The 26,732-nt window shown below is 54.1% G+C and carries 22 protein-coding genes and 1 pseudogene; 8 read left to right on the top strand and 15 right to left on the bottom strand.

Annotated elements, in window-relative coordinates; genetic code table 11:
- Positions 1 to 31: 31 nt before the first annotated feature.
- The 3 genes from paoC to paoA are packed head-to-tail and all read right to left on the bottom strand — an operon-like array spanning position 32 to position 3,718.
- Positions 32 to 2,230, bottom strand: a complete 2,199-nt coding sequence (gene paoC / locus D5398_RS09445; protein ID WP_120507361.1) for an aldehyde oxidoreductase molybdenum-binding subunit PaoC — start codon at positions 2,228 to 2,230, stop codon at positions 32 to 34.
- A gap of 4 nt (positions 2,231 to 2,234) precedes the next feature.
- The gene (locus D5398_RS09440) at positions 2,235 to 3,185 is read right to left on the bottom strand and encodes an FAD binding domain-containing protein (RefSeq protein WP_120507360.1); all 951 of its coding nucleotides are present in this window, start codon (positions 3,183 to 3,185) and stop codon (positions 2,235 to 2,237) included.
- Positions 3,182 to 3,718: an aldehyde dehydrogenase iron-sulfur subunit PaoA gene (paoA, locus tag D5398_RS09435; protein WP_120507359.1), complete on the bottom strand. Its 537-nt coding sequence runs from the start codon at positions 3,716 to 3,718 to the stop codon at positions 3,182 to 3,184. Before paoA ends, D5398_RS09440 begins: the two co-directional genes overlap by 4 nt.
- Before the next feature lie 470 nt (positions 3,719 to 4,188).
- On the opposite strand from paoA, the gene bhsA reads away from it, so the two are divergent.
- The 4 genes from bhsA to D5398_RS09415 all read left to right on the top strand — a co-directional run bounded on the left by bhsA (position 4,189) and on the right by D5398_RS09415 (position 6,467).
- Positions 4,189 to 4,446, top strand: a complete 258-nt coding sequence (gene bhsA / locus D5398_RS09430; protein WP_120507358.1) for a multiple stress resistance protein BhsA — start codon at positions 4,189 to 4,191, stop codon at positions 4,444 to 4,446.
- 143 nt (positions 4,447 to 4,589) lie between these two features.
- Positions 4,590 to 4,772 carry a hypothetical protein gene (locus D5398_RS09425; protein WP_120507357.1) on the top strand — a complete coding sequence of 61 codons (183 nt, stop codon included), beginning with the start codon at positions 4,590 to 4,592 and terminating at the stop codon, positions 4,770 to 4,772.
- 119 nt (positions 4,773 to 4,891) lie between these two features.
- Positions 4,892 to 5,125 (top strand): putative hemolysin, encoded by a 234-nt coding sequence (locus D5398_RS09420; RefSeq protein WP_120507356.1) that lies wholly within the window; start codon positions 4,892 to 4,894, stop codon positions 5,123 to 5,125.
- A gap of 184 nt (positions 5,126 to 5,309) precedes the next feature.
- The gene (locus tag D5398_RS09415; protein WP_120507355.1) at positions 5,310 to 6,467 is read left to right on the top strand and encodes a M20 aminoacylase family protein; all 1,158 of its coding nucleotides are present in this window, start codon (positions 5,310 to 5,312) and stop codon (positions 6,465 to 6,467) included.
- Between the two features lie 224 nt (positions 6,468 to 6,691).
- Here D5398_RS09415 and D5398_RS09410 read toward each other — a convergent pair whose 3' ends face one another.
- From D5398_RS09410 to D5398_RS09395, 4 genes and pseudogenes are all read right to left on the bottom strand, one after another.
- Entirely contained in the window at positions 6,692 to 7,474 is a 783-nt protein-coding gene (locus tag D5398_RS09410; RefSeq protein WP_120507354.1) for a CatB-related O-acetyltransferase, read from the bottom strand.
- Positions 7,475 to 7,734: 260 nt separating this feature from the next.
- Positions 7,735 to 7,947: pseudogene (locus tag D5398_RS09405) on the bottom strand (methyl-accepting chemotaxis protein); the annotation flags it as partial.
- Between the two features lie 2 nt (positions 7,948 to 7,949).
- Positions 7,950 to 8,267, bottom strand: a complete 318-nt coding sequence (locus D5398_RS09400; RefSeq protein ID WP_120507353.1) for an Rdx family protein — start codon at positions 8,265 to 8,267, stop codon at positions 7,950 to 7,952.
- Positions 8,268 to 8,316: 49 nt separating this feature from the next.
- Positions 8,317 to 9,219: a LysR family transcriptional regulator gene (locus tag D5398_RS09395; RefSeq protein ID WP_120507461.1), complete on the bottom strand. Its 903-nt coding sequence runs from the start codon at positions 9,217 to 9,219 to the stop codon at positions 8,317 to 8,319.
- A gap of 122 nt (positions 9,220 to 9,341) precedes the next feature.
- On the opposite strand from D5398_RS09395, the gene D5398_RS09390 reads away from it, so the two are divergent.
- Complete coding sequence (locus D5398_RS09390) at positions 9,342 to 10,439, top strand: NADH:flavin oxidoreductase/NADH oxidase (protein WP_120507352.1); 1,098 nt, start codon at positions 9,342 to 9,344, stop codon at positions 10,437 to 10,439.
- A 190-nt stretch (positions 10,440 to 10,629) separates the two neighbouring features.
- The gene (locus tag D5398_RS09385; protein WP_120507351.1) at positions 10,630 to 11,142 is read left to right on the top strand and encodes an SRPBCC family protein; all 513 of its coding nucleotides are present in this window, start codon (positions 10,630 to 10,632) and stop codon (positions 11,140 to 11,142) included.
- A 90-nt stretch (positions 11,143 to 11,232) separates the two neighbouring features.
- On the opposite strand, the gene D5398_RS09380 is transcribed toward D5398_RS09385, so the two are convergent.
- Positions 11,233 to 11,547: a hypothetical protein gene (locus D5398_RS09380; protein WP_120507350.1), complete on the bottom strand. Its 315-nt coding sequence runs from the start codon at positions 11,545 to 11,547 to the stop codon at positions 11,233 to 11,235.
- Positions 11,548 to 11,563: 16 nt separating this feature from the next.
- Here D5398_RS09380 and D5398_RS09375 point away from each other — a divergent pair, with 16 nt between their 5' ends.
- A complete protein-coding gene (locus D5398_RS09375) occupies positions 11,564 to 11,707 on the top strand; it encodes a SymE family type I addiction module toxin (protein ID WP_120507460.1) in 144 nt (47 codons plus the stop codon).
- Between the two features lie 45 nt (positions 11,708 to 11,752).
- Here the strand turns inward: D5398_RS09375 and D5398_RS09370 are convergent, their stop codons facing one another.
- Positions 11,753 to 12,067, bottom strand: a complete 315-nt coding sequence (locus D5398_RS09370; protein ID WP_120507349.1) for a hypothetical protein — start codon at positions 12,065 to 12,067, stop codon at positions 11,753 to 11,755.
- Positions 12,067 to 12,408 carry a hypothetical protein gene (locus D5398_RS09365; protein ID WP_244216735.1) on the bottom strand — a complete coding sequence of 114 codons (342 nt, stop codon included), beginning with the start codon at positions 12,406 to 12,408 and terminating at the stop codon, positions 12,067 to 12,069. Before D5398_RS09365 ends, D5398_RS09370 begins: the two co-directional genes overlap by 1 nt.
- A gap of 509 nt (positions 12,409 to 12,917) precedes the next feature.
- On the opposite strand from D5398_RS09365, the gene D5398_RS25770 reads away from it, so the two are divergent.
- Positions 12,918 to 13,043, top strand: coding sequence for a SymE family type I addiction module toxin (locus tag D5398_RS25770; protein ID WP_279635004.1), 126 nt, complete (start codon positions 12,918 to 12,920; stop codon positions 13,041 to 13,043).
- A 38-nt stretch (positions 13,044 to 13,081) separates the two neighbouring features.
- Here D5398_RS25770 and D5398_RS09355 read toward each other — a convergent pair whose 3' ends face one another.
- The 5 genes from D5398_RS09355 to D5398_RS09330 form a co-directional block, all read right to left on the bottom strand.
- Complete coding sequence (locus D5398_RS09355; RefSeq protein ID WP_120507347.1) at positions 13,082 to 13,510, bottom strand: hypothetical protein; 429 nt, start codon at positions 13,508 to 13,510, stop codon at positions 13,082 to 13,084.
- Complete coding sequence (locus D5398_RS25620; protein ID WP_120507346.1) at positions 13,510 to 14,649, bottom strand: VENN motif pre-toxin domain-containing protein; 1,140 nt, start codon at positions 14,647 to 14,649, stop codon at positions 13,510 to 13,512. The genes D5398_RS09355 and D5398_RS25620 overlap by 1 nt, the downstream gene beginning before the upstream one ends.
- A gap of 23 nt (positions 14,650 to 14,672) precedes the next feature.
- Positions 14,673 to 14,903, bottom strand: coding sequence for a hemagglutinin repeat-containing protein (locus D5398_RS09345; protein ID WP_244216741.1), 231 nt, complete (start codon positions 14,901 to 14,903; stop codon positions 14,673 to 14,675).
- 392 nt (positions 14,904 to 15,295) lie between these two features.
- The gene (locus tag D5398_RS09335; protein ID WP_120507343.1) at positions 15,296 to 24,898 is read right to left on the bottom strand and encodes a hemagglutinin repeat-containing protein; all 9,603 of its coding nucleotides are present in this window, start codon (positions 24,896 to 24,898) and stop codon (positions 15,296 to 15,298) included.
- Positions 24,899 to 24,919: 21 nt separating this feature from the next.
- Positions 24,920 to 26,578, bottom strand: a complete 1,659-nt coding sequence (locus tag D5398_RS09330; RefSeq protein ID WP_244216734.1) for a ShlB/FhaC/HecB family hemolysin secretion/activation protein — start codon at positions 26,576 to 26,578, stop codon at positions 24,920 to 24,922.
- Positions 26,579 to 26,732: the final 154 nt, after the last annotated feature.

The following is a 26,732-nucleotide window of genomic DNA, read 5'->3' as shown; positions in this document are numbered from 1 at the left end:
TTTGAAGAGTATTCAGATGCCGATGAGAATATCACTCCAGCTCCGGCAATCCTCGGATCACTTTGTCCAGTGTCACCGGATAATCTCTGACCCTGACACCTGTCGCGTTATAAATGGCATTGGCGATGGCGGCGCTGACGCCGCACAGGCCCAGTTCACCGACGCCTTTGGCTTTCATCGGCGAGGAAACCGGGTCGGTGTCGTCGAGGAAAATCACCTCCTGATCGGGAATGTCGGCATGCACCGGGACTTCGTAGCCAGCCAGATCGTGATTGACGAAATACCCCAGATTCGTATCGACGTTCAGCTCTTCCGTCAGCGCAGCGCCGACGCCCATGGTCATGGCGCCGATCACCTGGCTGCGTGCGGTTTTTGGGTTAAGAATTCGGCCAGCGGCACACACCGCCAGCATGCGGCGGACGCGGGTTTCGCCGGTTGCGATATCCACGCCGACTTCCACGAAGTGCGCCGCAAATGTCGATTGCTGGAATGTTTTACCCAGTTCGCCAAATTCGATGGTGTCTTCGACGGTGAGGGTCCCGTTGGCTGCGGCCTCCGCGAGCGGGACTGTGCGGTCGCCCTGGCAAATCAGTTGGTCGGTAAATACCGATTTCTGTGCATCAAACCCGAGCTTTTCCGCGATGGTTTCGCGCAGTTTTACGCAGGCGGCGTAGACGCCCGCAGTGGAAGTATTCGCACCCCACTGGCCGCCGGAACCGGCTGATACCGGAAAGTCTGAATCCCCCAGCCTTACCACCACTTTCTCCAGCGGCACGCCCAGCATTTCGGCGGCGGTCTGCGCGATGATGGTGTAGCTGCCGGTGCCGATATCGGTCATGTCAGTCTCGACTGTCACCATGCCCTGAGTGTCGAGATGCACCCGCGCGCCGGATTTCTCCAGCAGGTTGTTACGAAAGCCCGCCGCGACGCCCATACCGATCAGCCACCGCCCGTCACGAACCTGCGCCGGGGTCGCGTTACGACGGTTCCAGCTGAATTTCTCGGCGCCGGTGCGCAGACATTCGATCAGCTGGCGTCGTGAGAAGAATCGCTCCGGATGTAGCGGATCCACCTGTGTGTCGTTGAGAATACGAAATTCAACGGGATCGACACCGGCTTTTCCCGCCACTTCGTCGATGGCGATTTCCAGTGCCATCAGGCCGGGTGCTTCACCGGGGGCGCGCATGGCGTTACCTTCAGGTAAGTCCAGCTGTGCCAGCCGCAGCCCGGTCAGGCGGTTTTTACCCGCATACAGCAGCTCGCTTTGCTGCACCGCCGTCTCCGGTGTGCCGCCGGGCAGATTGCCGGACCAGCTCTCATGCGCGATGGCGGTGATCTGACCTTTCTCATCCGTACCAATGCGGATGTGCTGGATAGTGGCCGGACGATGCGTGGTGTTGTTTGGGATCATCGGCCGTGGCAGGGCGATTTTGACCGGTTTGTTTATCGCACGGGCCGCCAGCGCTGCCAGTACGGCGTCGCTGCGCAGAAACAGTTTGCCGCCGAAACCGCCGCCGATATAAGGCGAGATCACGCGGATCTTTTCTTCAGGGATTCTGAGCGTTTTGGACAGTTCGCTGCGGCACCAGGCAATCATCTGGTTCGAGGTGCGCAGGATCAGCTTATCGCCTTCCCAGACCGCCAATGAGGCATGGGGTTCCATCGCCATATGACTCTGGTCCGGCGTGGTATACAGGGCGTCGTGCTGAACCGGCGAAGCGGCGAAGGCGCTGGCAAAATCACCCGCGGTTTTATCCGGTGTATCTTCCGGCGGGCTGGTGACGGCAGGTTTTTGCTCCGCCAGACTGTATGCGCCCGCTTCCTGCAGATACTCCACTTTCACCAGCGAGGCCGCGGCGCACGCCTGTTCGAACGTCTGTGCGACCACCACCGCAATCGCCTGATGGTAGTGCTCAATCTGCGGACCGCCGAACAGTCTGGCAGCGTTCATATCGCCTTTGCCCAGCTCACCGGCGTTGTCTGCGGTGACGATTGCCAGCACGCCGGGCGCGTTTTCGGCGGCGTGCAGATCCATCGCGGTGATCCGGCCTTTGGCGATGGCCGATCCCACCACATAACCATAAGCGGCACCGGGTACTTCATCGTGCCATTCAAAAGCGTAGGGTGCGGTCCCGGTGGTTTTCAGCGGGCCGTCGATACGGTCGCGGGGCTGGCCGACAACCTTCATCTGGTCGATAGGATTTTGTTGTGCAGGAGTGTCAAATTTCATCGGATTATGCCCTCGCTTGCGCCAGCACTGAGGCGAGCGTTCGTTTCGCCAGAATCAGCTTAAACTCGTTTTCAGGTGTCGGATGCGCGTCAGCGAAGAGCCGCGCGTACACCTCTCCGGCACCGTGCGCCACCTGTGCATCGGCTTCTGCCAGCCGCCAGGGTTTATGCGCCACGCCACCCAGTGCGACCCGGCCAGTGCCGTCTGCCTGAACAATCGCGGCGACGGAGACCAGCGCGAAGGCGTAAGACGCCCGGTCACGAACCTTAGTATAAATCTGCGTTCCGCCCGCTGGCGGCGGCAGGGTCACGGCGGTGATCAGCTCTCCGGTGGCCAGCACGGTTTCCAGGTGAGGCGTTTCGCCGGGCGCACGGTAGAAATCGGCAAGGGGAATACGCCGTACCGCGCCGTCAGGATTGATGGTTTCGACGACGGCATTCAGCAGTTGCATGGCAACGGCCATATCGCTCGGATGTGTGGCGATGCAGGCAGTGCTGACACCGACTACTGCATGCTGGCGGCTGAACCCTTTCAGGGCTGCACAGCCACTGCCGGGCTGGCGTTTGTTGCAAGGCTGATTGGTGTCGTAAAAATACGGGCAGCGGGTGCGCTGAAGCAGGTTACCGGCGGTAGTGGCCTGATTGCGTAACTGGCCGGAGGCTCCGGCCAGCAAGGCGCGTGAAAGCACGGCATAATCACGGCGGATACGTAAATCTGCCGCCAGATCGGTATTACGCACCAGCGCGCCGATGCGCAGGCCGCCGTTGCCGTCTGGCTCAATAGTGTCCAGCGCCAGACCGTTAACGTCGATCAGATGCGACGGTTGCTCGATCTCAAGTTTCATCAGATCCAGCAGATTGGTGCCACCCGCGATAAATTTTGCGCCGGGATGTTGCAGTGTGCTGCTGGCGGCACCTGCGGGCGTTTGCACCCGCTCATACGTGAAAGCCTTCATGATTTTTGTCCCCCGGCGACGTCTTCAATTGCCGCAAGAATGTTGGAATACGCGCCGCAGCGGCAAATATTGCCGCTCATGCGTTCGCGGATTTCATCTGCGGTGCGCTGAGGAGGAGAAACCAGATCGTGGGTGACGTGGCTCGGGATGCCGTTTTCGATCTCCTGCAAAACGGCCACGGAAGAGCAGATTTGCCCCGGCGTGCAGTAACCGCACTGGTAGCCGTCGTGCCTGATAAAGGCTGCCTGCATCGGGTGCAGATTATCAGGTGTGCCTAGTCCTTCAATGGTGGTGACTTCAGCATCCTGCTGCATCACCGCCAGCGTCAGACAGGAATTGATGCGCCGCCCATCGACGATCACCGTGCAGGCTCCGCACTGACCGTGGTCACAGCCTTTTTTAGTGCCAGTCAGTTGCAGGTTCTCGCGTAACGCATCCAGCAGCGTGGTGCGCGTATCAACGACCAGCTGTCGGACCTGGCCATTCACTTTCAGTTTCAGGTGGGATGTGTGGATTTCGTCGTGGTTGCTCATGCCAGACCTCCGGGATTACCAAATGAGATGCTTTATGCCTGCGCTGATGACGCGCATTTTTTTATAGCGAAGCCTTAAGCATAGTCGGCGATGGCGATCGGAATAGTCCTGAATACCGGACGGGGCCATGAGCAGAAATTATCAATCCCGGCGGATGGTCGGGAATCAGCGGCGCATCCTGACTTTTCTATGGCATTCAGGCACTGCGCTATCTGCGTCAGCTGGATGTGGCGAAACTGGCAGAGCGTTTTCCGCCCCTGCCGTTTCCCTTACCAGCTTTACACCTTTTATCCGCCATTTCCTTGCGATCGCATAATTAGTTAACGGTCGTTAAATAAACTGCTTGCACAACCTCTCGCCGACGCCTAATATTTACTTATCGAACGTTAATTAATAAATGACGTTGACCTGAAACTGAGGTTCCTGAAGAAGGCACCCCGAAGAAAAATTAACGAACAGGAATTAATATCATGAAAAACATCGCTATGACATTCGCCGCTATCGCACTGGCAACAGCATCATTCACCACTCTGGCAGCCACTGAAGTTCAGTCCGCTCCGGCAGGTCAGCAATCCATCGGTGTGGTCGGCGCATCAACCACCGGTTCGATTTCAGGTCTGCAATCAGAACTGAATGCAAAAGCCACCCAGGCGGGCGCAAGTTCATATCGTATTATCGGTGCATCCGGTAATAACCAGCTTTACGGTACAGCAGAAATGTACAAATAAGCTGAGCATTAATTAGCAGTATGCAGAAGAGGCGGCGGTTGCCGCCTTTTTCATGTCTGTCAGACAGGAAAATACTATCCCGTCATCACATCCTGCAAGGGCGTGCACCTGGCACAAGTTTTGGTGCCAATGCCCGCAAACTGATGTCAGAAAAAATTCCCGAAACCTATCAGGACTTCGCTTTGGGCGTGTTTTGTGCCATTCAGGACACCACAATGCTGGTGACTTATTCGAAAGATGTCGCCGAAGCAGTGTGGATGGCGGTAGCAAATCCGAATGCGCCGATGCGTATTCCGGCGGGTGAGGATGCATCAGCGTTGTCCTGAAAGCTGAATGCCTGATAAATGAAGCAAAAAGAGCAATCTTTTCAGAAAGCAGGAGTAGATAAATCAGGGCGGCGGGGAATAGAATTCTCTGTCGTTTACTCTTTTAATGAAGGCACGGAATGAACAAACTCTTTCTCATCGTCATAGTTTCAGCGCTGGCAGGTTGCGTCAGTTATCACCATAAACCGGAAAAACATCAGACCGGGATGGCGAATCCGGCGGCGGTATATTGCCATGAGAGGGGCGGCAAATCGGTGAGTGTGCAAACGCCAAACGGCGTCCGTGCCGACTGCGTATTCCCGGATGGCCGGGGAATCGATGAATGGGAAATGTATCGCCGCGATCACAAATAAACTGAATACTGTTCAGCAGGCGGGATCATTTCCGCCTGCTTCAATTTCACCCCGCCGCGATCTCCCCAGGTAAAACAACCCGATTTCACGTTTATCTGTTCACGACGGGATGTGATACTTTGAACCCATTACTTGCCGGTGAGCGCATCGCACAGCTTCGGATTCAGAACAGTACAGAGGGTTTATGGCGGTCATTTCCCAACACATAATTGAACAGGCAAAACAATGGCGCAGGGACTTCCACATGCGCCCAGAACTGGGTCTGAATGAACATGGCACCGCAAAAATAATCAGTGAGCTGTTATTGTCATTTGGTCTTGAAGTCCACACCGGAATAGCGGAGACCGGCGTTATCGCAACATTGCGAAACGGCGAGGGGCCGTCCATTGGTTTACGCGCAGATATTGATGCGTTACCCATCCATGAACTGAATAATTTCGCTCACCAGTCGCAGAATCCGGGGCTGATGCACGCCTGCGGTCACGACGGTCATACGTCGATTTTGCTGGGACTGGCGAAACATCTTAGTGAAAACCGCCATTTTCGTGGAACAGTGCATTTCATCTTTCAGCCTGCCGAAGAGAACTTTGGTGGTGGCGAAATGATGGTGAAAGAAGGGCTGTTCGAGCGCTTCCCAATGCAGGCGGTTTACGCGCTGCACAACTGGCCGGGCTTGCCGGTCGGCGAGGTGGCGGTCAGTCAGGGGCCGATGATGGCGTCACAGGACAATTTCTACATCACGCTGACCGGTAAAGGGTGCCACGCGGCGATGCCTGAACTCGGTGCCGATCCGGTGGTGGCTGGTGCGCAACTTATCCTGTCCCTGCAAAGTCTGATTTCGCGGCGTCTGTCGCCGCTGGAACAAACGGTGATCAGCCTGACACAGCTTCAGGCCGGTGAGGCCATCAACGTGATCCCGGAAACCCTGCAAATGTCGGGCACGCTGCGTTGCCTGAGCAGTAAAACCCGCGAAACCTGCTGGCAGCTGATTGAGGAATATGTCAATGCGGTGCCGCAGCCGTTTGGTGTGAAAGGAGAAGTGCGCTGGGAATATGGCTATCCGGTGACGCAAAACCATGCAGCGCAGGCGAACATTGTGCGCGAGGCCGCTGAAAATACGTCGGGCATTCAGAAGGTGCATTTCAACAACGCGCCGTCGATGGCGGCGGAAGATTTTGCCTATTTACTTGAGGCCTGTCCGGGTGCGTATTTCTGGTTAGGTGCTGATGGCGCAACGCCTTCGGCATCTTTGCACAGCCCGCGATATGACTTTAATGACGATATCATTCCGCTGGGTATCGGCGTGCTGACGACGCTGGTTGAAAGGGAACTGAAAGCCTAGCGCCCGCAGGTGCACGTGAAAAGGCCGGACGATTCACCGCGTCTGGCCTTTTTGCTGTCAGATCCCCAGCACTTTTTTGACTGTACTTTCCGCTGGCTGACCGTCGCGGGTGGTGGTGATAGCGATTGTGTTCGACAAACTGTCTGCAAGTTTCGCGGTGAAAACAGGAAAGTAATGAACCGCCGGCCACATCCCTGAGGTACTATGCGTCGGCGTGGCTGTTCTTATATTTTCGCTAACTCGTGCGCGATATTAACGACTTTATATTGATGTTTTCTTATTTCGCCATGGGCTATTTTATCTTCCATCTGTTGGAGGAAATAAAGAATGTCATCCGATTGGGTAACATCGGGCAGATCAGTGATTTTATATTCCCACCATTCAATCGCCTGAAGGCGATCAATGATCTCTGGTGCAAATCGGTATTTAATGATCTTAGCCGGAATACCGCCGACGATGGCGTAAGGCGGCACATCACTGGTGACCACCGCGTTGGCCGCAATAACGGCACCATTACCGATGGTGATGCCGCCTTTTAATACCGCGTGTTCCCCCACCCAGACATCATGGCCCAATACCGTCGCCGCTGGCATATAGTCGAACCCGGCAATGTTCAGCGTTTCTCCGAATTGCTCCTGCGCCACTTTCGGGAAAAAATCATGATACGTCAGGGGACTGGTCGTAAACCGGTGTATGGGATGTTGCGGCCCCATAATCCGCACCCCTGCGGCCAGGCTGCAAAATCTGCCGGTTTTGAGGTTATTGGGTAATTTACTGCACGCATAAGAATACGCCCCCATCGAACAGAAACTTTTCCGCGGCATTGAGGAATATTCTTCGATCCAAACATCCGTGGTAAATTTGATTCTCTCCCCTTTTTTAAAAAGGAATATATTTCTCTTTTTATATATCCCTTTCACTATATTCGGGAATTTAAGATGGATCTTATGGCGTACACAATAATCCTCATGTTTTTGAGTCCATCGAAACTCAACGGGATACTTCATTAATTGTTCCTCAAAAATGACACGCTGTCTTTATAGTTGCTTGTCAAAATCCTAGCATAAAACAGACATAACAAAAATCTGAGGTCGGTGGAATAATGTGAGCTGGCGGAGAAGGAAAGAAAAAAACGCCCGGAGGATAAAGTCCGGGCGCTACGGTGAACATCTTAGTCAGGCGGCGTGATTACACCCGAAAATGTCCCACCGCGACTGCCAGACCCGTTGCCTGTTCCTGCAATGCAGACGCGGCGCCGGTGGACTGCTGCCTGCTGATACCACGGGCGACCGGTGGGATCGTAATCCGTGGGCACACCGGTTGGATCGGAGAACTTCGCCGTTTTGTTGGCATAACCGACATAGTCGTTGGTAAATCCACCAGCACTGGCCATATGTTTGAGCACCGGAATCGGATCTTCTGAGATGGCGACGTGTTGCAGTGAAACGATCATCCCTGTTTTAGAACTCACCCAGTCGCTGTTCAGCTTGCAGAGCCTGTCTGATCGTCCTCACCAATCTTCTTCTTATCCACATGCCCCAGCGATCTTTCCGGGAAGCAGATATCGCGCACGCGTTGTTTGAGCGGCGCGGCGTCCGGAAAACCGCCGTCGCGTTTACGTTCCCAGATGAGCTGGTCGTCGACTTTGATTTCATAAATGCCGCCGGTGCCGGGGACAAGCGTCACAGAGGCCAGATCGGTGCTGAATGAGTTCAGCAGTTCCTGCGCCATCCACGCGGCGCGCAGCAGCCAGTTGCATTGAGAACAATACGTGATGGTGATGGCAGGGAGTTTTTCCATGGTTCGTACCCTTTTTAAGATAGTTTTATTGTAGTTTCAGAAAGCGTCATTACTGTTCGCGACAGACGTCGGCCAGTTGCTGTCTCAGCCATTGATGGGCGGCAGAAAGATGCGAGCGCTCATGCCAGGCGGCAACTTTGGTAAAGCCGGGAATGTCCAGTGGCGGGGGCATGACTTCCAGCCCTGCGGCGTTGCGCACCAGCCGTTCCGGTACGACGGCAATCAGATCCGTGGTCTGCAATACCGGCGGCAGCACCAGAAAACTGTTCACCGACAACACCACATTGCGTTTTTTACCAAGTACCTGAAGCGCGGTATCCGTCATCCCGGCAAAATTTTCGCCGCTCAGTGACACCAGCGCGTGGTCGTACTGACAAAAAGTATCCAGCGAAATCCTGTCTTTATCCAGTGCCGGATGGCCTTTACGCAGCGTGCAAACGTACCGCTCATCGTACAAATGGCGGATATGTAAATCAGGCGGTGTAGTCTCCGGGGTGAGCAGCGCGAGGTCAATTTCACCGCGCTCCAGTCGCCCCTGAATGGTTGTATCTTCAGCCCGCTGAACCGACAGATGAATACCCGGCGCCAGCTTCTGCAACAGGGAAAAGAACGGCACAATAATCACACTGAGTGCGTAATCAGTGGCGGCGAGAGTAAATGTCATCTTGCAATCAGCGGGCACAAACACTTCCGGCTGCAACAGGGCGTCGATTTCCGCCATTACCCGTTTCATCGGTTTAGCCAGCGCCAGCGCGCGTTCGGTCGGCACAATGCCGTAGCGCGAACGCACAAATAACGGATCATCAAAACTTTCCCGCAGACGTGTCAGCATACTGCTCACGGCGGGCTGCGTCAGGGAAAGACGTTCAGCGGCGCGGGTTACGCTGCGCTCATCAAGCAGCGCATCAAAAGTCTTTAGCAGATTGAGGTCGAGACTCTTCAGATTGCGCATGAGCAGGGCACCGATTGAGTTATAACGAAAGATGATAGGCACTATAATATTTCTATACTTCTGCTTATAGCTCTTTGGCAGCACTCTGTGTGCTGAATGCGCCAATCCACCGAGGAAATATTATGTCTGCACTTTTTACGCCTTTTACGCTTAAAGACGTCACCCTGAAAAACCGCATTGCGGTACCGCCGATGTGCCAGTATTCCGCCACTGATGGCGTGCCGAACGACTGGCATCAGGTACATTACTCAACGCTGGCACGCGGCGGTGCGAGCCTGGTGATTGTCGAAGCGACAGCGGTTTCGCCGGAAGGCCGGATCACCCCGGGATGTCTGGGGATCTGGAACGATGAACAGGCCGCTGAACTGGCGAAAATCGCTAAATCCATCAAAGCCGCAGGCGCTGTGCCGGGGATCCAGATCGGTCACGCAGGCCGTAAAGCCAGCGCCAATCTGCCGTGGGAAGGGGATGACCATATTGCGGAAGGCGATCCGCGTGGCTGGGCAACGATTGCGCCCTCTGCCGTTGCGTTCGGCAAACATCTGCCAAAAGTGCCGAAAGAAATGACCAAAGCTGATATCCAGCGTGTAATGGCGGATTTTGTTGCCGCCGCAAAACGTGCCCGCGATGCCGGTTTTGAATGGCTGGAACTGCATTTTGCCCACGGCTATCTGGCGCAAAGTTTCTTTTCCGTGCATTCGAACACCCGTACCGACGAATACGGCGGTGACTTCGCCGGTCGTAGCCGTTTCCTGATTGAAACTTTCGACGCAGTAAACGCCGTCTGGCCGAAAAACCTGCCGATCACCGCGCGTTTTGGCGTGATTGAATACGATGGCCGCGACGAAGAAACGCTGGCGGAATCCATCAAACTGACGCGCATCCTGCGTGAGAAAGGGCTGGATATGCTCAACGTCAGCGTTGGATTCTCAACATGGGAAGCGCAGATACCGTGGGGTGCCGGTTTCCTGGCGCCGGTATCGCGTCGCGTGCGTGCAGAAGCCGGTTTACCGGTGGCCAGTTCATGGGGCGTGGCTTCCGCGCAAATCGCCGAGCGCTGCATCAGCGAAGAAGATATGGATCTGGTCATGATTGGCCGTGCGATGCTCGCCAACCCGCATTATCCGTATGCGCTGGCGAAAGAACTGGGCGAAGATAATCCGTCATGGGTTCTGCCTGCGCCTTATGCACACTGGCTTGAGCGTTACAGCATCAGCTGATAATCGTTGTAATTCAGGGAATTAATTCACAGGCAGAAGTTTTCTTCTGTCTGTTTTTTTGCCCTGCATTTAGATATAAAAATACGACATATCTATTATCACCAGTGGTGATTTCCGTAATATCTCGGTGAGACGTATTCTTTGTGAACACCAGCCAGCAGGCTATTCCACAGAAATAAAGGAAACACACATGAATGCGATCAACTGGCCTGAAGGCTACATCCCCGGCGAAACCGACAACTTCGCGTCTAACGAAATGATCATCACCGGCCTGACCGTTGAGGAACTCTGGGCGCAGCTCGATAACACCGCCGCATGGCCGGTGTATTACAGTAATGCGTCTGATATAGCTTTCCACGACGGAAGCGGGCCAGGCCTGAGCGACGGCGCAAGATTTCGGTTCAGCACCTTCGGTTTTCCTGTAGAAGCGCAGGTTAACGAATACGTCCCGCCGGTCAAAGGCCAGCCAGCGCGCATGGCGTGGCACGGCTGGGCAGAAGGCGATGCCGAAACCCGGCTCGACGTGCATCACGCGTGGCTGATTGAAGAACTTTCCGGTGGCCGCGTGCGTATCCTGACGCAGGAAACCCAAAATGGAAAACCGGCACGCGAACTGGCGGTAACGCGCCCTAATCCGATGATCAACGGCCATCAGGAATGGCTGGACGGGATGATCGGGGCGGCGAGGAATGCGCGCGGGTAATGAGGGGGGAGGGGGGGATTCCCGAAGCCGGAGTCCCTGAAGTAACGATATCTTGTTTCTCTTCTTCGCCAATAACGATCGTGCCGTCCGCTACAGCGGAACCTGCGGTGCTGGCGGCGCTGCCGTCGTTGTCCAGCCCGGCGAGCATGCCGTTGGCATGAACAGTGACGTGTTGTTGCCGCTGGAGCTCATGCTCGCGCTGCTACTTTCGACGCTGTAATCGGCTTTGTTGCGGATGTCGTTCCAGCCCAGCGTGCCGGTGTCGAGACGGTTTTTGTCCGACGTGGCATCGGAAGCAATCACGCCGCCGTTGAGCTGAGTATGGTTGCCGACGCTAATGTCGAAGCCGCCGTTGCCTGCGAATATGCCGCTCTGGTCGGTGACGCTGGCATAGTCGGAGTTCATTTTGTCCTGACTCAGACTGATACAACCGCTGCCACCGCCGCCGCCCAGCCTGCAACTAAAAGGCGACTGGCTGGAAGAGGCCGGATTTGGGACAGATACACCGGTTACCGTAGCCGTTGAACGGGGGCAACTGGTGATCCGGCCGCTTGTCGCTGAGTGACAGGTAAAAATATCCCGGCTCGGCGGCCGGAATATTTAATGATTATTAGAAGTCTGGATCTATTCGACCTTCAGCTTTCAGGATCTCAAGGAAGCGTTTATAGGCAGTTTCGTCACCTTCAAGTAAATCATCGAGTAATTCTTCTTTAATAAGCGCGGAATAATAAATCCCATAGCCATTGTTACCAAAATAGGTAAAATTCCCAGATAAATCGGGATCTATGATTTCTACATCTTTAGCTTTGTATGCAAGTAACCCTGCATATCCTTTTGAATGTCCAAGAAAATAAGTTTCCTGAGCTATGCAATACATTGCAAAAACTTCAATGATTTTTTCAGAACGTTTAGTTTTTATTTTCATTATTTATCCCTTATTGATGGGCCTGGTTGCAACGGATTCGCTTGTGGAGATGTAATTTTCATGTCGTAAGCCTTACCCGTATTTGAATTATATTGATAATGTATTGTGATATTAGAACCATCGGGTAATTCATGAGTAACTTGCATCTTCTGGAATCCTGCTGATGCAGGGAAACGAGGATCTTTATTCATCCCATCAAGTTTTTGTCCAGCCGATGGATTAGCCTTAACTCCATTCCACAGAACCTTCTCATTCAAATCCCTTGGGAATGGATTCTGTATCCCTTTGGCTGTCGTGATTGTTTCAGCATTTCTGATTAACTGTTGCTGCTCTTTCGTCAATGAAGACAGGCCAGAACCAGAACCGCCGGACGCAGGTTTCTCTACTGTCAGAGCATAAATAACACCCGCCAGTATTCCCTTTTTAAGATTGTCTTCATGCAGTTGCGTGTTGTTAGCGACGGGTTCCAGTTCTGAGATGGAGTAAGCAGCCAGTTCCTGACACTTCGCGGTACATTCTGGTGATGCAGCAAGTGTTTTCAGATCAGCCAGTACATCCTTCTGATCGGCTATTGATATTCCTGTAGATAGTGCCTGTTTCTACTTATCAGCGTCCAGCTTTTTCAGGTCAGCTATAAGTTGCTCTTTCTCAGCATCGGTCTTCGCCTGAGCATACTTCTCAGTGAAGGTTTTGATGTCCTTATCACTCAGATAGTTATTCTCAACAACAACTTTATCCGTTGCGAAGTCGGCCAGCGAACAGCAGTTTTCCTAGTTTAGTCAGCAGGTTACAACCAGTTTTTGCCAGTGCATTCTGATGGCCGGACGACGAAGCCCCGACGTGCATTTTCGTGCCCCGCTTGCCCAGACTGCACCTAGTGGATGACTGGCTGGAAGAGGCGAGATTCGAGACGGATACACCGGTTACCGTAGCCGTTGAACGGGGGCAACTGGTGAGCCGCGCACTGGCTGAGTGACAAATAAAAAATCCCGGCTCGGTGGCCGGGATCTCTCACTATAAGCACATCAGACTGGCTCTACACAACTTCCCGTTTTGATCAAATTGCAGGTGCAAGGCATAACCTTCTTTTTCATATTTGATCCAGCGATTTATGTAGCCCAGAAGCATATCCATTTTTCCCCCGCCACTGGCAGAGGGCTCACCTAGCAATTGGATAATTTCAGACTCTAGCCCTTTGAATGGTAAAGCCCCTTTATAGGCTGAGAACCCTTCATCCGGCTGTATGTAGAAACTAATTTGATTTACTGTTTCATTTTCTAACAACACCAAAACACCTGCTTGGAAGAAGGAGTAATAATTCCTGTCACCCAGTACACCTGTATCGAAACTTGGTAACTCATTGAATTTTTCAGATAATTCAACAAAGTTATCATCAAATTTTGAACACCCTAAAATCTCAATAAAGTAATTCCATGGCAACATTATTTAATCACTCCCATTTGCTGGTTCCTATCCTGAATCTGTTTTATCGCATCATCGACCAGTTTAGGGTCATATCCTCGCTCTAACATATTCTTTCTTAAAGAATCAGTATCACGGCACACAGCTCCGCAAAGATCCATTGCATCATTTTGAACCTGAGTGGCGTTATTCTTACCACCATATGTCGGCCCTGCTGTATGTACATCTTTAGGAACCTCAACTGCCGTAGCATTCTGGTATAAAGCTTTTTCTTCTGCTGGACTCAACTTTCTACCCAGCTCAGTTTCCTTTGCCTTACGAAGGGCAGCAAACGATGGAATATGATCATGCTCCAGCCCATCACCAACGACTTCTCGCGCTTTGAGATCTTTATAAGAACCGACATCAAGAGCTTTTACTGATTGTATTTCATTGCTGGCTTGGTTAATCAGCTTAGAAGCAGACTCAAGATCACCTTTTGCTAGAGCCTTTTCTGCTGCTTTGAGGCTTTTACCAGCTACATCTCCCAGTCCCGGAATCAGCCCAATAACCGCCGCCAGATAGCCTATAGCTGAATCAGCTTCCGCAAAGCCTTTAATATCACCCACCACCGGCACAAAATCAGCGCCAAACGATGTTGTACCTTTCAGCGCTTCCCTGCGTTCATCGTACATTTTGGCTGAGCAGGTTTCTGCACTTAGCCCGCCGCAGTTTTCTTTCTTATAACGCTCGTTCTCCGCCTCAACGAACTCAGCGGCCTTTTGCTCCAGCGTCTTGCCTTCCGATTGTGCCTGCGCAATATCACTCAGCGCATTATTCTCAACCTCATTCTTCCCACCCTTAGCCCCATCTATCCCCGAGCTTACATCTCCTCCGACAACGCCGCCGGCGATGCCGGAAGCCAGCGTTGCCAGCGCAACCACGCCTTGCTTCTCTTCTTCGCTCAGATCTTTGATGTCTCTGCCGGGATAGAATGCTGCGGCGATGTACTTCGCGCCTGCGGCTGAAAGCCCGGCACCTGCCGCGCCCGCAGCGGCATTGCCGCCTTGCATTTCAGCGACGATGGCACCGGCCAGCGCGTGGCTGATGATGCGTTCGGCGCCCTCGGCGGTGTGGGTTTTGATGTATTCAGCCATGTAAAGCGCGGCTGCGCCCGCCACGGCGGAGCCCCAGTCGCCGCCCGTCAGGCCTTGTACGGCGGCGGTGATCGCCTGTACGGTGTCTGCAGGCTTTCGACAGTCAGATTACGGCCAATCTCAGCGGTGATTTGCTCGCCGGAAACCTGTGCACCCCTGATGTTCAGAGCGTTACCGGCATTGATATTCAGGTTGTCGCCCACGCCGATTTCCGAATTCGTCCAGGTGGTGCCGTCGCCTTGGTTTTTGCTTGAGGCGGCGTTGACGTCGGCGAAGATGCTGATGCCAGATTTTTAAAGAGCGTCTGGATTAGCGGCTTTAGCTTAATTACTAAGTGACTCAGAATTCCTCTTTTCCGGAGATCAGCGGGGTATGCAACGAAGTGCTGTGGCTGAATGACAGATAAAGAGATTCCAGCGACTTAGCCGGGATTAAATATATTAGCGATTATTAAATCGATGCTTTATCCATAAACCGATTGTTATTAATACACCAGTGAATAAGCCAATTTTTATACTGAGAAATGACATCTGAGAAAAAGAGCCATAAAATATTCCTGCTATAAAGTATAAAATCAGATGCTTAAATAAAGTAATGGTAAAGGCAACTACGGTCATTGCTATGACCAAAAGAAAAGCAGCGAAAACCCATCGTGATAAGCTTATTTTCATTACTTGCCCCCTTTATTTAAATTATCAACTGCCTTAGGTACTCCTTGTCCCATACTTTCCGTAGCAAATGAAGATGCTGCAGTACCCGCCATTCCGGGAACCGGAGATTGTGGTAAGGGTTTACTGATCCCCATCCCCATATCCACCCACTCCCAATTTTTCCAGGAAGGATTGAGTACTTTATTCAATGGGATTTGAACAACCTTACCAATACTATAACCAAAGGCTGATCCTGCAGCGCCCCAGCCAGCACCTGTGAGAGGGGCATCGCCTTTTAGGTAATTGGATGTCGCCCCTCCGGCCGTATTCCAACCAACGGTTCCCCACAGTCCAGTATTCGCAGTAAATGCACCGACGTAGGTTGCTATCAATACGTCCATTGGATTTATTTCTCCATTTATTGTGTACTGAATACCAGCGTTCGCTGTACCACCGATGCCAGCAGTGACCTGCATTCCACCCGGTATGTAGATGAGTCCTGCGGTCGCCAAAGCTGTTGCATAGGCCTGATTCTCGGCGAGTCCTCGCTGACAACTTGATGAGTTTGGAGCCATTGCACACGAAAGTACATCTTCTCCATGCGCTTTTACTTTTTGCTCCTGGCCCCATTCCGTACCACCGAATAGATTATTGCTGACTTCGTTTTGCCCACCCTTAGCCCCATCAATCCCCGAGCTTACATCTCCTCCGACAACGCCGCCGGCGATGCCGGAAGCCAGCGTTGCCAGTGCGACCACGCCTTGCTTCTCTTCTTCGCTCAGATCTTTAATGTCTCTGCCGGGATAGAATGCTGCGGCGATGTACTTCGCGCCTGCGGCTGAAAGCCCGGCACCTGCCGCGCCCGCAGCGGCATTACCGCCTTGCATTTCAGCGACGATGGCACCGGCCAGCGCGTGGCTGATGATGCGTTCGGCGCCCTCGGCGGTGTGGGTTTTGATGTATTCAGCCATGTAAGGCGCGGCTGCGCCCGCCACGGCGGAGCCCCAGTCGCCGCCGGTCAGGCCTTGTATGGCGGCGGTGATCGCCTGTACGGCTTTCTGTTTATCGCTGCCGGTGCCGTAGTTGTTTAACGCCGTGTCATAGGCGCGTTGGGCGATGTCTTCACTGGTCGGCGTTTTTCCTTCGGCTTCCAGCGCGGCTTTGGCGGCGGCGAGATTGTCGGGATTTTTCGCCGCTTCCTGCGCCGCAATTTTCCCTTCGGTACGCACGATGTCCGCGACCTGCGAGCCAATCTGCGCAATGGCGTTGTTCTCATCGATGCGCTGCTGTTCTTTCTGTGCGTCGAAGATTGGCGACAGCGCGCTGTGGGCGTTATCGGTGTCGCGGCTTAAGTCTGCGACATCCTGCTTCTGTTGATCTTTATCGCGGAGGGTGATGGTGCCGTCAGCGATGGCGGAACCGGTGGTGCTGGCGGCGCTGCCGTCGTTATCCAGCCCGGCGAGCATGCCGTTGGCCATATTGCCCATGAACGGCGACGTGTTGTTGCCGCTGGAGCTCATGCTGGCGCTGCTGCTTTCGACGCTGTAATCGGCTTTGTTGCGGATGTCGTTCCAGCCCAGCGTGCCGGTGTCGAGATGGTTTTTGTCCGACGTGGCATCGGAAGCAATCACGCCGCCGCTGAGCTGGGTATGGTTGCCGACGTTGATGTCGAAGCCGCCATTGCCTGCGAATATGCCGCTCTGGTCGGTGACGCTGGCATAGTCGGAGTTCATTTTGTCCTGACTCAGACTGATATAACCGCTGCCACCGCCGCCGCCCCAGGTGAAGCTCCCGCCCGCTGCGGCGCTCTGCTGTTTGGAATCGTAATGCTCGGTGTCTTGCAGGCTTTCGACAGTCAGATTACGGCCAATCTCGGCGGTGATTTGCTCGCCGGAAACCTGTGCCCCGCGGATGTTCAGATCGTTACCGGCATTGATATTCAGGTTGTCGCCCGCGCCGATTTCCGAATTCGTCCAGGTGGTGCCGTCGCCGTGGTTTTTGCCTGCGGCGGCGTTGACGTCGGCGAAAATACTGAAACCGGCTTTGCTGTTGCTGACCCCAAAACTGATGCCGATATCGCCACCGGCACTGCTGTTTTTGCCGGTGGTTTTTTGGGTGTTATCCGCGGCCAGCAGATTGATATCGTCGGTGGCGAACAGATTCAGGTCACCGTCAGCTTTGACTTTGCTGCCAATGACATTGAGATCACCCTCACGGGCTTCCAGGGTCGCGTTACCGCCCGCGAGGACGGAAGATCCGGTCGCGGCATGCTGTTCGGTTATCTGCTCGGACCGGCTTTCCTGATGGCTGATTGAGGCCGAGATACCGATAAAGCTATTGTTATCGCTGTTGTTGCCGTCGAGCTGGGTACCCTGATACGCCTGATAGCCGTTCAGTCCGGCTTTAATGCCATCCAGTGCTGCCATCCGGCCGCTGCTGTCATCATTGGCACTTTGTGCCGCAGTGTAGCCACTGTTCACTGCTGAGCCTGCGGTGCCGGAAAGGGCGATGTTCAGGCCGGTGGTTTTTTGCTCGAAAGCCTCTTTGCGGTGCAGGGCGTCCTGACCGGGGTCAATCTGCACATTTTTACCGCTGATCAGCATATCTGCGGTGGAGATAACGTCCGAGCCGCTGACGTGGACGTTGTTGCCCGCCATCAGGGAAACATCGCCGCCGAGGCTGCCAATGGAGCTTGCGCTCTGGCTTTGCGTCGTGCCGTCTTCATTGACGCGGTGGCGGGTTTCTGTGGTGCCGATGGTGAAACCCAGTCCGCCGCCGCTGAACAGACCACTTTTCTTTTTCTCATCAAGACGGTAGGCGGATTGTTCTTCGGTGGACGCCAGCACGTTGACGTCATTGCCCGCCAGCAGACTGACATTGCGGTCGGCAATCACGTCTGAACCATTCACGTTAAGGTCGTGACCGGCCATCATCGAAATATTGTCGCCGCCGAGCTGCGTGCCTTTCTCGTGGGTCGTGTAATCTTCGCGCACTGTGTGTGTGGTGGTTTTGGAGAAGATACCGCCCGAAGTTTTTGTCTGCTCGAAGAAGGAATAATCGCTTTCGGTAACGCTGTTAAGGCTGATGTCGCGCCCGGCGGTAACGGCCAGATCGCCTGTTGCATCGACTTGTGCGCCATTAAAGGCCACGTCCTGACCGGCCTGAATGCGGGTGTCGCCGCCACTGGTTAGCCCGGTGCCTTGCTGGCGGATTTGCTCATCGACCTGCTGTTTTTTCTTGCCGTGTGTTTCGCTATAGCTGCTGATGGCTTCGGCGTTGAGATTAACATCGCGGCCTGCTGCTAACGTGGCGTTGTCGCCCGCACTCAGGCTCGCGGCCTGCGAATTAAGGTCACGACCGGCCACCAGCGTTAAATCACCGCCTGCGTTTAGCGTGGTGTTATCCACCAGACTGAGGCGCTGTTCGCTGTTGTTGGTTTTGCTGCTGGCGCTTTGTTTCTGCGTTTGCAGAGTAATGTCGTTGCCGGATTTGAGTGTGGCATCGCCTTCTGCGGCAATCTGACTGGCGCTGATGTTCAGGTCATGACCGGCCTGCATGGCGAGATTGCCACCGGCGGAAATGCTGCTGGCCTGCGTATCTGTACTCCCGGTCAGGGAGTTTTTGCCGCGTGAACTGCGTTGCTCAAGCTCACTGGTTTGGTTGGCGCTGATATTGATATCGCCCAGTGCCTGCATGGCAAGATCGCTGCCAGCGCTGAGGTTAGCACCAGTGATATCGATATTTTTACCGGCATACATCGTCAGGGAATCGCCCGCGCTGATCGAGGCCATATCACCCGTCAGGGTGTTTGAGAGGGCGAGGGTATCGAAGCCGGATTTACCCGCAGCGTTCCACTGTTCTGTCAGCGTCTTATTGATAAGGCTGCCGTCATAGCTGACCAGAGAAACGCTCTGTCCGCTGATGGTTGAACCGATGTTGCTGATGTCACCAAGTGCGAACAGACTGAGATCACCCCCGGCTTTCATCAGACCCGCGTTGAGGTTATCAATGGTGCTTTGACCGGAGACGTAAAGACCGGTGCTGGCCTGCATCGTCGAGCCGTTGTTGGTAACACTGCCGCCCGCCAGCTGAATATTGTTCCCGGCGATCACACTGCCGGTGACCGGTGCCACATCTTTCGGGGAAAGATACAGTTTCGGGATCAGCACATTCTGGCCGTTCACCACGCTGTTTTCCCACCACAAAATACTTTTATCCAGTGAGGCCACTTGTGCCGCAGTGAGCGCGACGCCAAAGGACAAACCGAGCGACTGCTGAGCGAAAGCCGCGTTGTCCATCAGATATTGCATCTGTGCCAGATCGGAACCAAACCCGTTGATGTACCGGCTGCCGGTGGTGTTGATCAATGCGTTGCTGACGTAGCGGGTATCGAATGCTGCATCGCCGAGGAAACGGTAATCGTAATCAGGGTGCAGATTCAGGCGATCGAGGAAATAGGCTGAACCGATAAATGAGGATTCATCTGTGTACTGACGACCGGTTTCGCGCGGAACGACCGGTGCTTTCATCCCCTGCATCGCATAGATTTCGTTGAACAGGCTGTTATCCAGCTGTCCGAGTCCGTCCAGTTTCGGGTTAGTGATAATGAGATACGGGCTTTGCGGATCCGTGCTCTCCACAAAATAGCCGTTGTTGCTGGTGGGGAGCGGGTAATCGTTACTGCTGAGTGCCGTGCTGCCGTTCAGTTTTTGCAGGGCATCGGCAATATTGTCATGCCACTGCGGCGCGGTTATGTCTGCCTCTGAGCCGCTGGCCAGATCCTGCGAAGACGCACTGGCAATTTCAGCTGGTGCACTGAGTGAATTCAGTTCGGGGGCAGAAAGCTCGTGGCTGATGCTACCGGCATGGGCGGACGTTGAGGTGTTGCTGATATCGCTGGCAAAGTTAGCGGTCAGGTTGCCACCGGCCTGGATCACCGAGCGGTATGCGGTCGCGTCGTTACTGGTTTCATAAACCGGAGCGCCGGTCAGGTCGAAACGAACCGTGGCTGATGATGCCTGCTGAGCGGCATATTCCGAGGCCGTGACAGATTCCCGGCAACCGGCCGTTTTTGTACAGTTGTAATGATAAATCTGGTAGGCCGAAACGGTGCCGGTTTCAACGGAATTATTATTCAACTGGTTTCCGGAAAGCGTCATGTCAGCACCGGAAAGCAGGTTGCTGGCATTATTGTCCAGAGCGTTGGCCTGAACAGTGAGATCACGGCCTGCTGCAATCCTGGCCGCATTGCCTCCCGCGGTGGCCGTCCATTTCTCATCGCTGATAAGGACTTTTTTATCTTCAAGCTGCGGGCTGATCACCACAAAGTAGCGGGTCGTACAGTGGTCGTTGACGCCACCGCCGCAGAGGGTTTCTTTATCGTAGGTCAGGAACGCGGGATCAATGTCTTTCAGAGAAATATCGATGTAGGACTGACCCGCCGGAACATACTGATGCGCTTCATTGGAGAAACTCAGCCCGTTGCGTTCATTGAGTAAATGCCCGGTATAAATTGAGATATCGCCGTTGGTGGTCTCGATAGTCCCTGAACTGTTGACCGTTTCAGTACTGGCATTCCCTGCGGCATCTTTCATCATCCACAGGTTGTTTCCCGCCAGAATGTCACCCTGCAAGTTACTGATACGATCAGCCAAAAGTGTCATGTCGAGTGCAGAATAGAGCAGGGCGCTGTTGGTCAGCGTGCCGGTTGCGCTCAGAAGCAGGTTACCGGCAGCACCGATGAACCCGCTGTTGGCGATCGCCCCGCGACTCTCAAGGCTGACATCACCACCCGATTGCAGGCTGCCGCTGGCATTTTGCGTGATGTTCTCTGCACGGATATTGAAAGCACCGTTACCGCCCGTCAGGGAGCCCTGATTACTGAAGTTGCCTGCGCTGGTCAGTAAGAGGCTTTGACCCTGCATCGTACCGTTTTGAACAAAGTCACCTGATGTGCCGACGCTCAATGTTTTTCCCGCTGCCAGCGTGCCGCTTTGGGTTAATGTGTCCAGCAATGTCAGCGTGATGTCACCGAGCGCCACAATCTGGCCGTTCTGCGTCAGTGTGTGGCTGTCCAGGGCGAGATCACCTGCACTGAAAATTTTGGCTGTGCTGGCATTCGTGAGCGCCTGCGTATTCAGACTGAGTATTTGTGCGGCAAATAACGTGCCGGTGTTATTCACGCTGGCCTGATGCAGAGTCAGCGCGCCTGCCTGCACCATTCCGCTGTTTACCAGCGTATTACCGCCAAGTATTGCCTGACCCTGCGCAATCAGCGTGCCGCTGTTGGTCAGTGTGCCGGAAACATTGAAATCCAGGCTGTCGCTTTGCAGCCAGCCGGTGTTACTGAACGCCGGTGCATCAAGGCTTAACAGGCCGCCAGAAAGTAAACGTCCCTGATTGCTGGCGCTTTGGCTGAAACTAAAGACAGCACTGCCGGTGCCTTGCGCGATGCCGTCGTTATTAAATGTCGCGGCGTCCAGATTCAGTGCGCCGTCGCTGAGGATCACACCACCGGCACGGTTTTGTGTATCGCCGATCAGGGTGAGATTCATCGATTCCCGCGACTGCAAAGTGCCGCTGTTATCGAGACTGGCGGCATTGAGTTTCAGCGTACGGGTTTGTAGTTGCCCGGCGTTTTCAAGGCGGTTGGCGGTAATCTCTGTGCTGCCGTTACTTTGCAGTTTGCCGGAGGACTGCTGAGCCAGCGTGTTTTGCAGCGTAAGGGTCAGGCCGTCCACGCCGGAGATTTCACCGTCGTTATTCAGTGAGTTGCCGGAGATGGTGAGGTTTTTGGCGATCCACTGCCCCTGATTGGTCAGCGCGAGCGCGTTGAGTGCCGCTGTTCCGCTGGCAACGAGTTTGCCGTTTTTACTGTTGGTGAAGTTTTCTGTGAGGATAAGCGTCAGCGCACCGGCGCTCTGAATTGCCCCGTTATTTTCAAACTGACCGGCGCTGAGCAAAATGTTTTGCCCCTGCCAGAGTCCGTCGTTGATGACGGATTGAGCGGAAACCGACAGTTCGCCCTGAGAAAGTAATGAGCCTTGCTGGCTGTTGTGCAGATCCTGTAACAGCGTTATCGCCAGCGTATTCAGGCCAATCAGCGCACCGCGATTATCAACCTGCGTCTGGCGGATATCGAGCTGAGTTGCCTGAACTGTGCCGCTGTTGGTTAGCTGGCTGCCGTTCAGCGCCAGACTGCCTTCACTGAGCAGTGAACCTGTGTTTTCAAGCGTTTGTGTGCTGACCTGCATCGCACCCAGGCTCATCAGTTTGCCGGAATTATCTAACTGATGGCTGGCCGTGGCGTCGAGTGATTGCTGCCCCAGAACGCTGCCGCTGTTGGTGAGATCTGTGGCGGTCAGACGTGCGCTTTCACCCTGTATGATGCCGGAATTATCCAGCTGCGTTGCGCTGAGCATCAGATCTGCACCACTCAGCAGACGACCCGAAACCGCGTTGCCAAGTGTGGCGGCATGGATATCCAGCAGGGAAGTCCCCTGGAGAGTGCCTGTGTTATTCAGTGAATCTGTGGTCAGGGAAAAGCGGTCAGCCAGAAGCAAACCGGCGTTATTCAGTTGCGGCAGACTCAGATCCAGTGCGCCGCCGGTGACAATCTGGCCGCTGTTCAGGTTATTCAGCGAGGCGATGTCCAGCTGCATAGCTTTGCTGCCCTGAAGGATCCCGCTGTTGGTGAGTGAGTCCGCATTCAGTTGCAGAGCCTCAGCCGATACGTTGCCGCTGTTACTCAGGCTGCCCGCACGCAGGCTGACATTTTGTGCCGCTGTTTGTCCGTGATGATTAAGCGTGGCAGCCTGAATCGTCAGGTTGTCCTGTGCGACCAGCGTCCCTTGCAAATCACCCGAGTCCTTCAGCGTTAACGTCATGTCCTGTTGCGACTGCAATTGCGCCTGAGTGCCGGTCACCAGCCGGTCGGCGCTGAGTTCCAGTGTGCCGAGCGCGGCCAGCTGACCGTCAATTTGTGCATCAGAAAGATAAACGGACAACCCGCCGTCGCTGGTCAGCGAACTGTTTTGTGAACTGGTAAAACGATCACCCTGAAGGGTGACCAGATGGTTACCTTTGGCGGTACCTGCCAAATCGAACTGACTGGACGTCAGCCCAAGATCATGTCCGGCAAGTAACTGACCGCTGGCATCCAGACTCAGAGACGAGCCGGTAAATGTCAGATCCTCTGTGGCACTGACCATCCCGCTGAGCGCAGCCGTCTGTGCATTCACCGTCAGCGAGCCGCCCGACAGCAACTGTCCGGTATTGTTCAGCGTACTCAGATCCAGAACGGAGTTGCCCTGAGACTGAATTTTTCCGTTATTGTCGAGCGTTGTGGCGTGAAGAAGGACATTGCGACTGGCCGTAATATTTCCCTGATTGCTCAGCGTGTTACCGGCGAGGCGAACATCCTGACCGGCGGTCAGCTGACCCTTTAAGGCAAGGTCGCCGCTGCTGGTCAGTTCCACATCACGTTGCGCGTCGATATGCGTGCTGTTATCCGCCGTTAACCGGGCACTTTGCATTTTCACGGTCTGGCCTGAGGTTATCTGGCTGCCACTGGCCTGCAACTGCCCACTGCTGGCCAGGGTAAGATTATTGTTACTGGTGATTGTGGCGTTTTGCAGTTGCATTTCGCCCTGACTGGTCAGAGCGACAGACTGCGCCTGATGTTTGCCGCTGAGCTGAATCTCCTGCGCGCTGGCCGTCAGTGAGCCTGCCGTTGCGCTGTTACTGAGTTTCAATTTGCCATTGGCATCAAGCTGCATATCGCCCTGACGCGCATTGATATTGCTGAGATTGACGCCGACGCCTTTGTCGCTGGAAACCAGTTTAATGCGGTTAGCGTACATGCCGCCCAGTGCGCCGGTGTCGATGGCGACTCGCGGGGTGTCGCCTTTGCCCGCAACGGGTGTCACTTTGCCGCTGGCATCAACACGGTTGGCTCCGGCGATGACGGTCAGATCCCGCGCATTAAGCTGGGCATTGATTTCTGTTGCGCGAGAAATCAGCGAAAAATAATCACTCTGGCTGGCATCCAGCCCTTTGCCTTCAACGGTGATCGCGCCTTGCGTGACTTCAAGGGATTGTAGTTTGCCATCGGCACCCAGCACCGGTTTTCCGGTCGTCAGCGTGGCATTGGGCGTATTGATAAATCCGCAGCCATTACAGGTGATGCCGTAGGGGTTAGCGACCATCACACTGGCACCTTTCCCCGCGACTTCCATATATCCGTTCAGCTGCGAGCGGTTGGCCGACGTGACTTCGTTGATGATGGCTTTGGCTTCCTGCCCGGCCTTCAGATTAGGGTTGTTCGGGATAAGCCCGCCGAGCTGGCTTTGGGTCAGCCGGTCAGTGCCGTTATTGAGGATTAATCCTTCGGCACCGACGTTGAAATTCTGATACTGGTTATGGGAAACGCCCGCCTGATTGGGTGTCGCGATGTTGACGACCGGCACACCGTTTCCTGCCTGATTAACCTGAGTCGCGCCGTTTGCCACCTGCACACCTGCCGCCACGGCAGGCATCACCGGCTGAAGGGCGAGAAAGGTCATCAGGGTGTAGCTCATCAGTCGACGCCAGAAAGCCACCGGCGGTAACGTATTCTTTTCCATTTTCGATATCCTTATCAGAAATTACAGCACGACAGTCAGGTGGTAATACACCGCCACGCGGTCAGGCGCTAAATCACCCGGATAGCGCAAGGGCCAGCCGACGGTAAACTGGCTGGCGACATGACCGGCGCTGCTGCTAAGACCCACCGCGCCGCCCCACAGCGTGCCTGCCGCGTTAACGTCGTGATTGTCATGATGCAGATACCCGCCATCGATAGCTGCTACAGCGCTGACTGCGCCCAGCAAAGGCATGCTGAAGAGCGCGGTATTAAGCTCATTGCGCCAGTAACCGCCGTTGTCACCGGACAGGTATTGCTCTTTGAAGCCACGTACTGAGCTTTCGCCGCCAATCGTCAGGCGTTCGCTGCCGTAAAGCCGGTCGCCGGTCCACTGACCGTAAACGCTGGAAAGGAAAGTGACTTTCTGGCTGACCGGCTTGTAGTAGCTGCCGGACAGTGACCATTTGGAGAACTCTGCTTTGGGCGCATCGTCTGGTTTATGCTGATCGTCTTCCGCACCCAGCCAGGGTACGCCGTGACTGAACGTCGGGTTTAGCGTGGACAATCCGCCCCACAGTTTCTGGCTGTGATTGATGCCAACGCTGACGTTGCTGAGTTTGCGCGTGCTGCTGGCCAGAGGCGCATCGTTGAGATAGTTGCGCGCCAGATTGTTGCTGATACCGACAGAGATGCCGGTTTTAATGTCGCTGTTGCGAAACAATACGCGGGAAAGATTAAGACGATGTGTTTGGGAATCTCCGGTGGATCGCCAGCCGAAGCCCTGAGAATTTACCGTGCTGAGATAATCGCTGTAGCTGTAGCTGTAATTGATCAGCCAGTAGCCATAAGGCACGCTCACGCCAGCCTGCACGCTGTGGGCGTCGTGGCTGTTGGAGAAATCGCTGCTTTGCGCACCGCTGACAAACCACTGATCCGCCAGTCCGAGCAGATTATTGCCGGTCAGCGAGGCATTCATCTGGCCAGTGCCGGTGCTCTTTTGCCCGCTGTTATCGAACCCTATTCCTGCGGTGACAGGAAACTCGGGCGTGGCGGTTAAATTGACAATCGAGTAGCCGGGCTGTTCAGCGGGAAGGATTTCAATCTGGACCGGCGTCTGACGAAGCCGGTTAATTTGTTCCATGCCCTGTTCGATATCGCGCAGATTGAGGATTTTGCCTTTCAGGCCGGGAAACGCCATCGCCAAAATACGATCACTGTGTTTATCTAACTGAATATCCTGAAGCTTGCCTTCCATCACGGTAATATTCAGCTCACCCCTGGAGAGGTCCTGCTCGGGAAGAAAAGCACGGCTGGTGATATACCCGCGTTCGATATACGCATCAGATATTTCCTGCACAAGTTGAGTAATACTCTTAATGCCTAAACACTTTCCAATTAAAGGTTTCGTTAACCTTTCCTGATAACTGGAAGCTAAATGTGTAGCTTGAGTAATATTGATGGTGGAAATGGTAAAGCAAGGCTGTTCGTCCGACCGGGCTGGCGCGGGGGAGGGTAAAGAGAGCGTCTGGCTTCTATCCAGCTCATCACGTTGCATTTGTTGTTGTTGCAGGCGATCTCTTTGTTGTTGTTCGACATTGTCCCTGTCTGCCGGACTGAGCACTGCGGCATGAGCCGGAAGTACTGCAAGAAAAATACCCCAGCAGGCGGCTTTAATATTCACTGTAAATATCCTTATTTACGAACTATTTATATTTTTTATGGGACAAATCACGACCGACGTCTTTATATCAGTTTACGTTTCATTACACAAAATCTCATTTCTGAATATTTTAAAAATCAGATTTTTATTTATAAGAAAGAGAAAGTTTCAGATG

The sequence above is a fragment of the Rahnella bruchi genome (assembly GCF_003614975.1).
Taxonomy (GTDB): domain Bacteria; phylum Pseudomonadota; class Gammaproteobacteria; order Enterobacterales; family Enterobacteriaceae; genus Rahnella; species Rahnella bruchi.
This window is presented reverse-complemented; position numbering and strand designations above follow the sequence as displayed.

What these genes read in the sequence shown, in the direction of transcription:
- paoC (WP_120507361.1), bottom strand. Translation starts at nt 2,230, where the DNA reads ATGAAATTTGACACTCCTGCACAACAAAATCCTATCGACCAGATGAAG.
- D5398_RS09440 (WP_120507360.1), bottom strand. Translation starts at nt 3,185, where the DNA reads ATGAAGGCTTTCACGTATGAGCGGGTGCAAACGCCCGCAGGTGCCGCC.
- paoA (WP_120507359.1), bottom strand. Translation starts at nt 3,718, where the DNA reads ATGAGCAACCACGACGAAATCCACACATCCCACCTGAAACTGAAAGTG.
- bhsA (WP_120507358.1), top strand. Translation starts at nt 4,189, where the DNA reads ATGAAAAACATCGCTATGACATTCGCCGCTATCGCACTGGCAACAGCA.
- D5398_RS09425 (WP_120507357.1), top strand. Translation starts at nt 4,590, where the DNA reads ATGTCAGAAAAAATTCCCGAAACCTATCAGGACTTCGCTTTGGGCGTG.
- D5398_RS09420 (WP_120507356.1), top strand. Translation starts at nt 4,892, where the DNA reads ATGAACAAACTCTTTCTCATCGTCATAGTTTCAGCGCTGGCAGGTTGC.
- D5398_RS09415 (WP_120507355.1), top strand. Translation starts at nt 5,310, where the DNA reads ATGGCGGTCATTTCCCAACACATAATTGAACAGGCAAAACAATGGCGC.
- D5398_RS09410 (WP_120507354.1), bottom strand. Translation starts at nt 7,474, where the DNA reads ATGAAGTATCCCGTTGAGTTTCGATGGACTCAAAAACATGAGGATTAT.
- D5398_RS09400 (WP_120507353.1), bottom strand. Translation starts at nt 8,267, where the DNA reads ATGGAAAAACTCCCTGCCATCACCATCACGTATTGTTCTCAATGCAAC.
- D5398_RS09395 (WP_120507461.1), bottom strand. Translation starts at nt 9,219, where the DNA reads ATGCGCAATCTGAAGAGTCTCGACCTCAATCTGCTAAAGACTTTTGAT.
- D5398_RS09390 (WP_120507352.1), top strand. Translation starts at nt 9,342, where the DNA reads ATGTCTGCACTTTTTACGCCTTTTACGCTTAAAGACGTCACCCTGAAA.
- D5398_RS09385 (WP_120507351.1), top strand. Translation starts at nt 10,630, where the DNA reads ATGAATGCGATCAACTGGCCTGAAGGCTACATCCCCGGCGAAACCGAC.
- D5398_RS09380 (WP_120507350.1), bottom strand. Translation starts at nt 11,547, where the DNA reads ATGAACTCCGACTATGCCAGCGTCACCGACCAGAGCGGCATATTCGCA.
- D5398_RS09370 (WP_120507349.1), bottom strand. Translation starts at nt 12,067, where the DNA reads ATGAAAATAAAAACTAAACGTTCTGAAAAAATCATTGAAGTTTTTGCA.
- D5398_RS09355 (WP_120507347.1), bottom strand. Translation starts at nt 13,510, where the DNA reads ATGTTGCCATGGAATTACTTTATTGAGATTTTAGGGTGTTCAAAATTT.
- D5398_RS09335 (WP_120507343.1), bottom strand. Translation starts at nt 24,898, where the DNA reads ATGGAAAAGAATACGTTACCGCCGGTGGCTTTCTGGCGTCGACTGATG.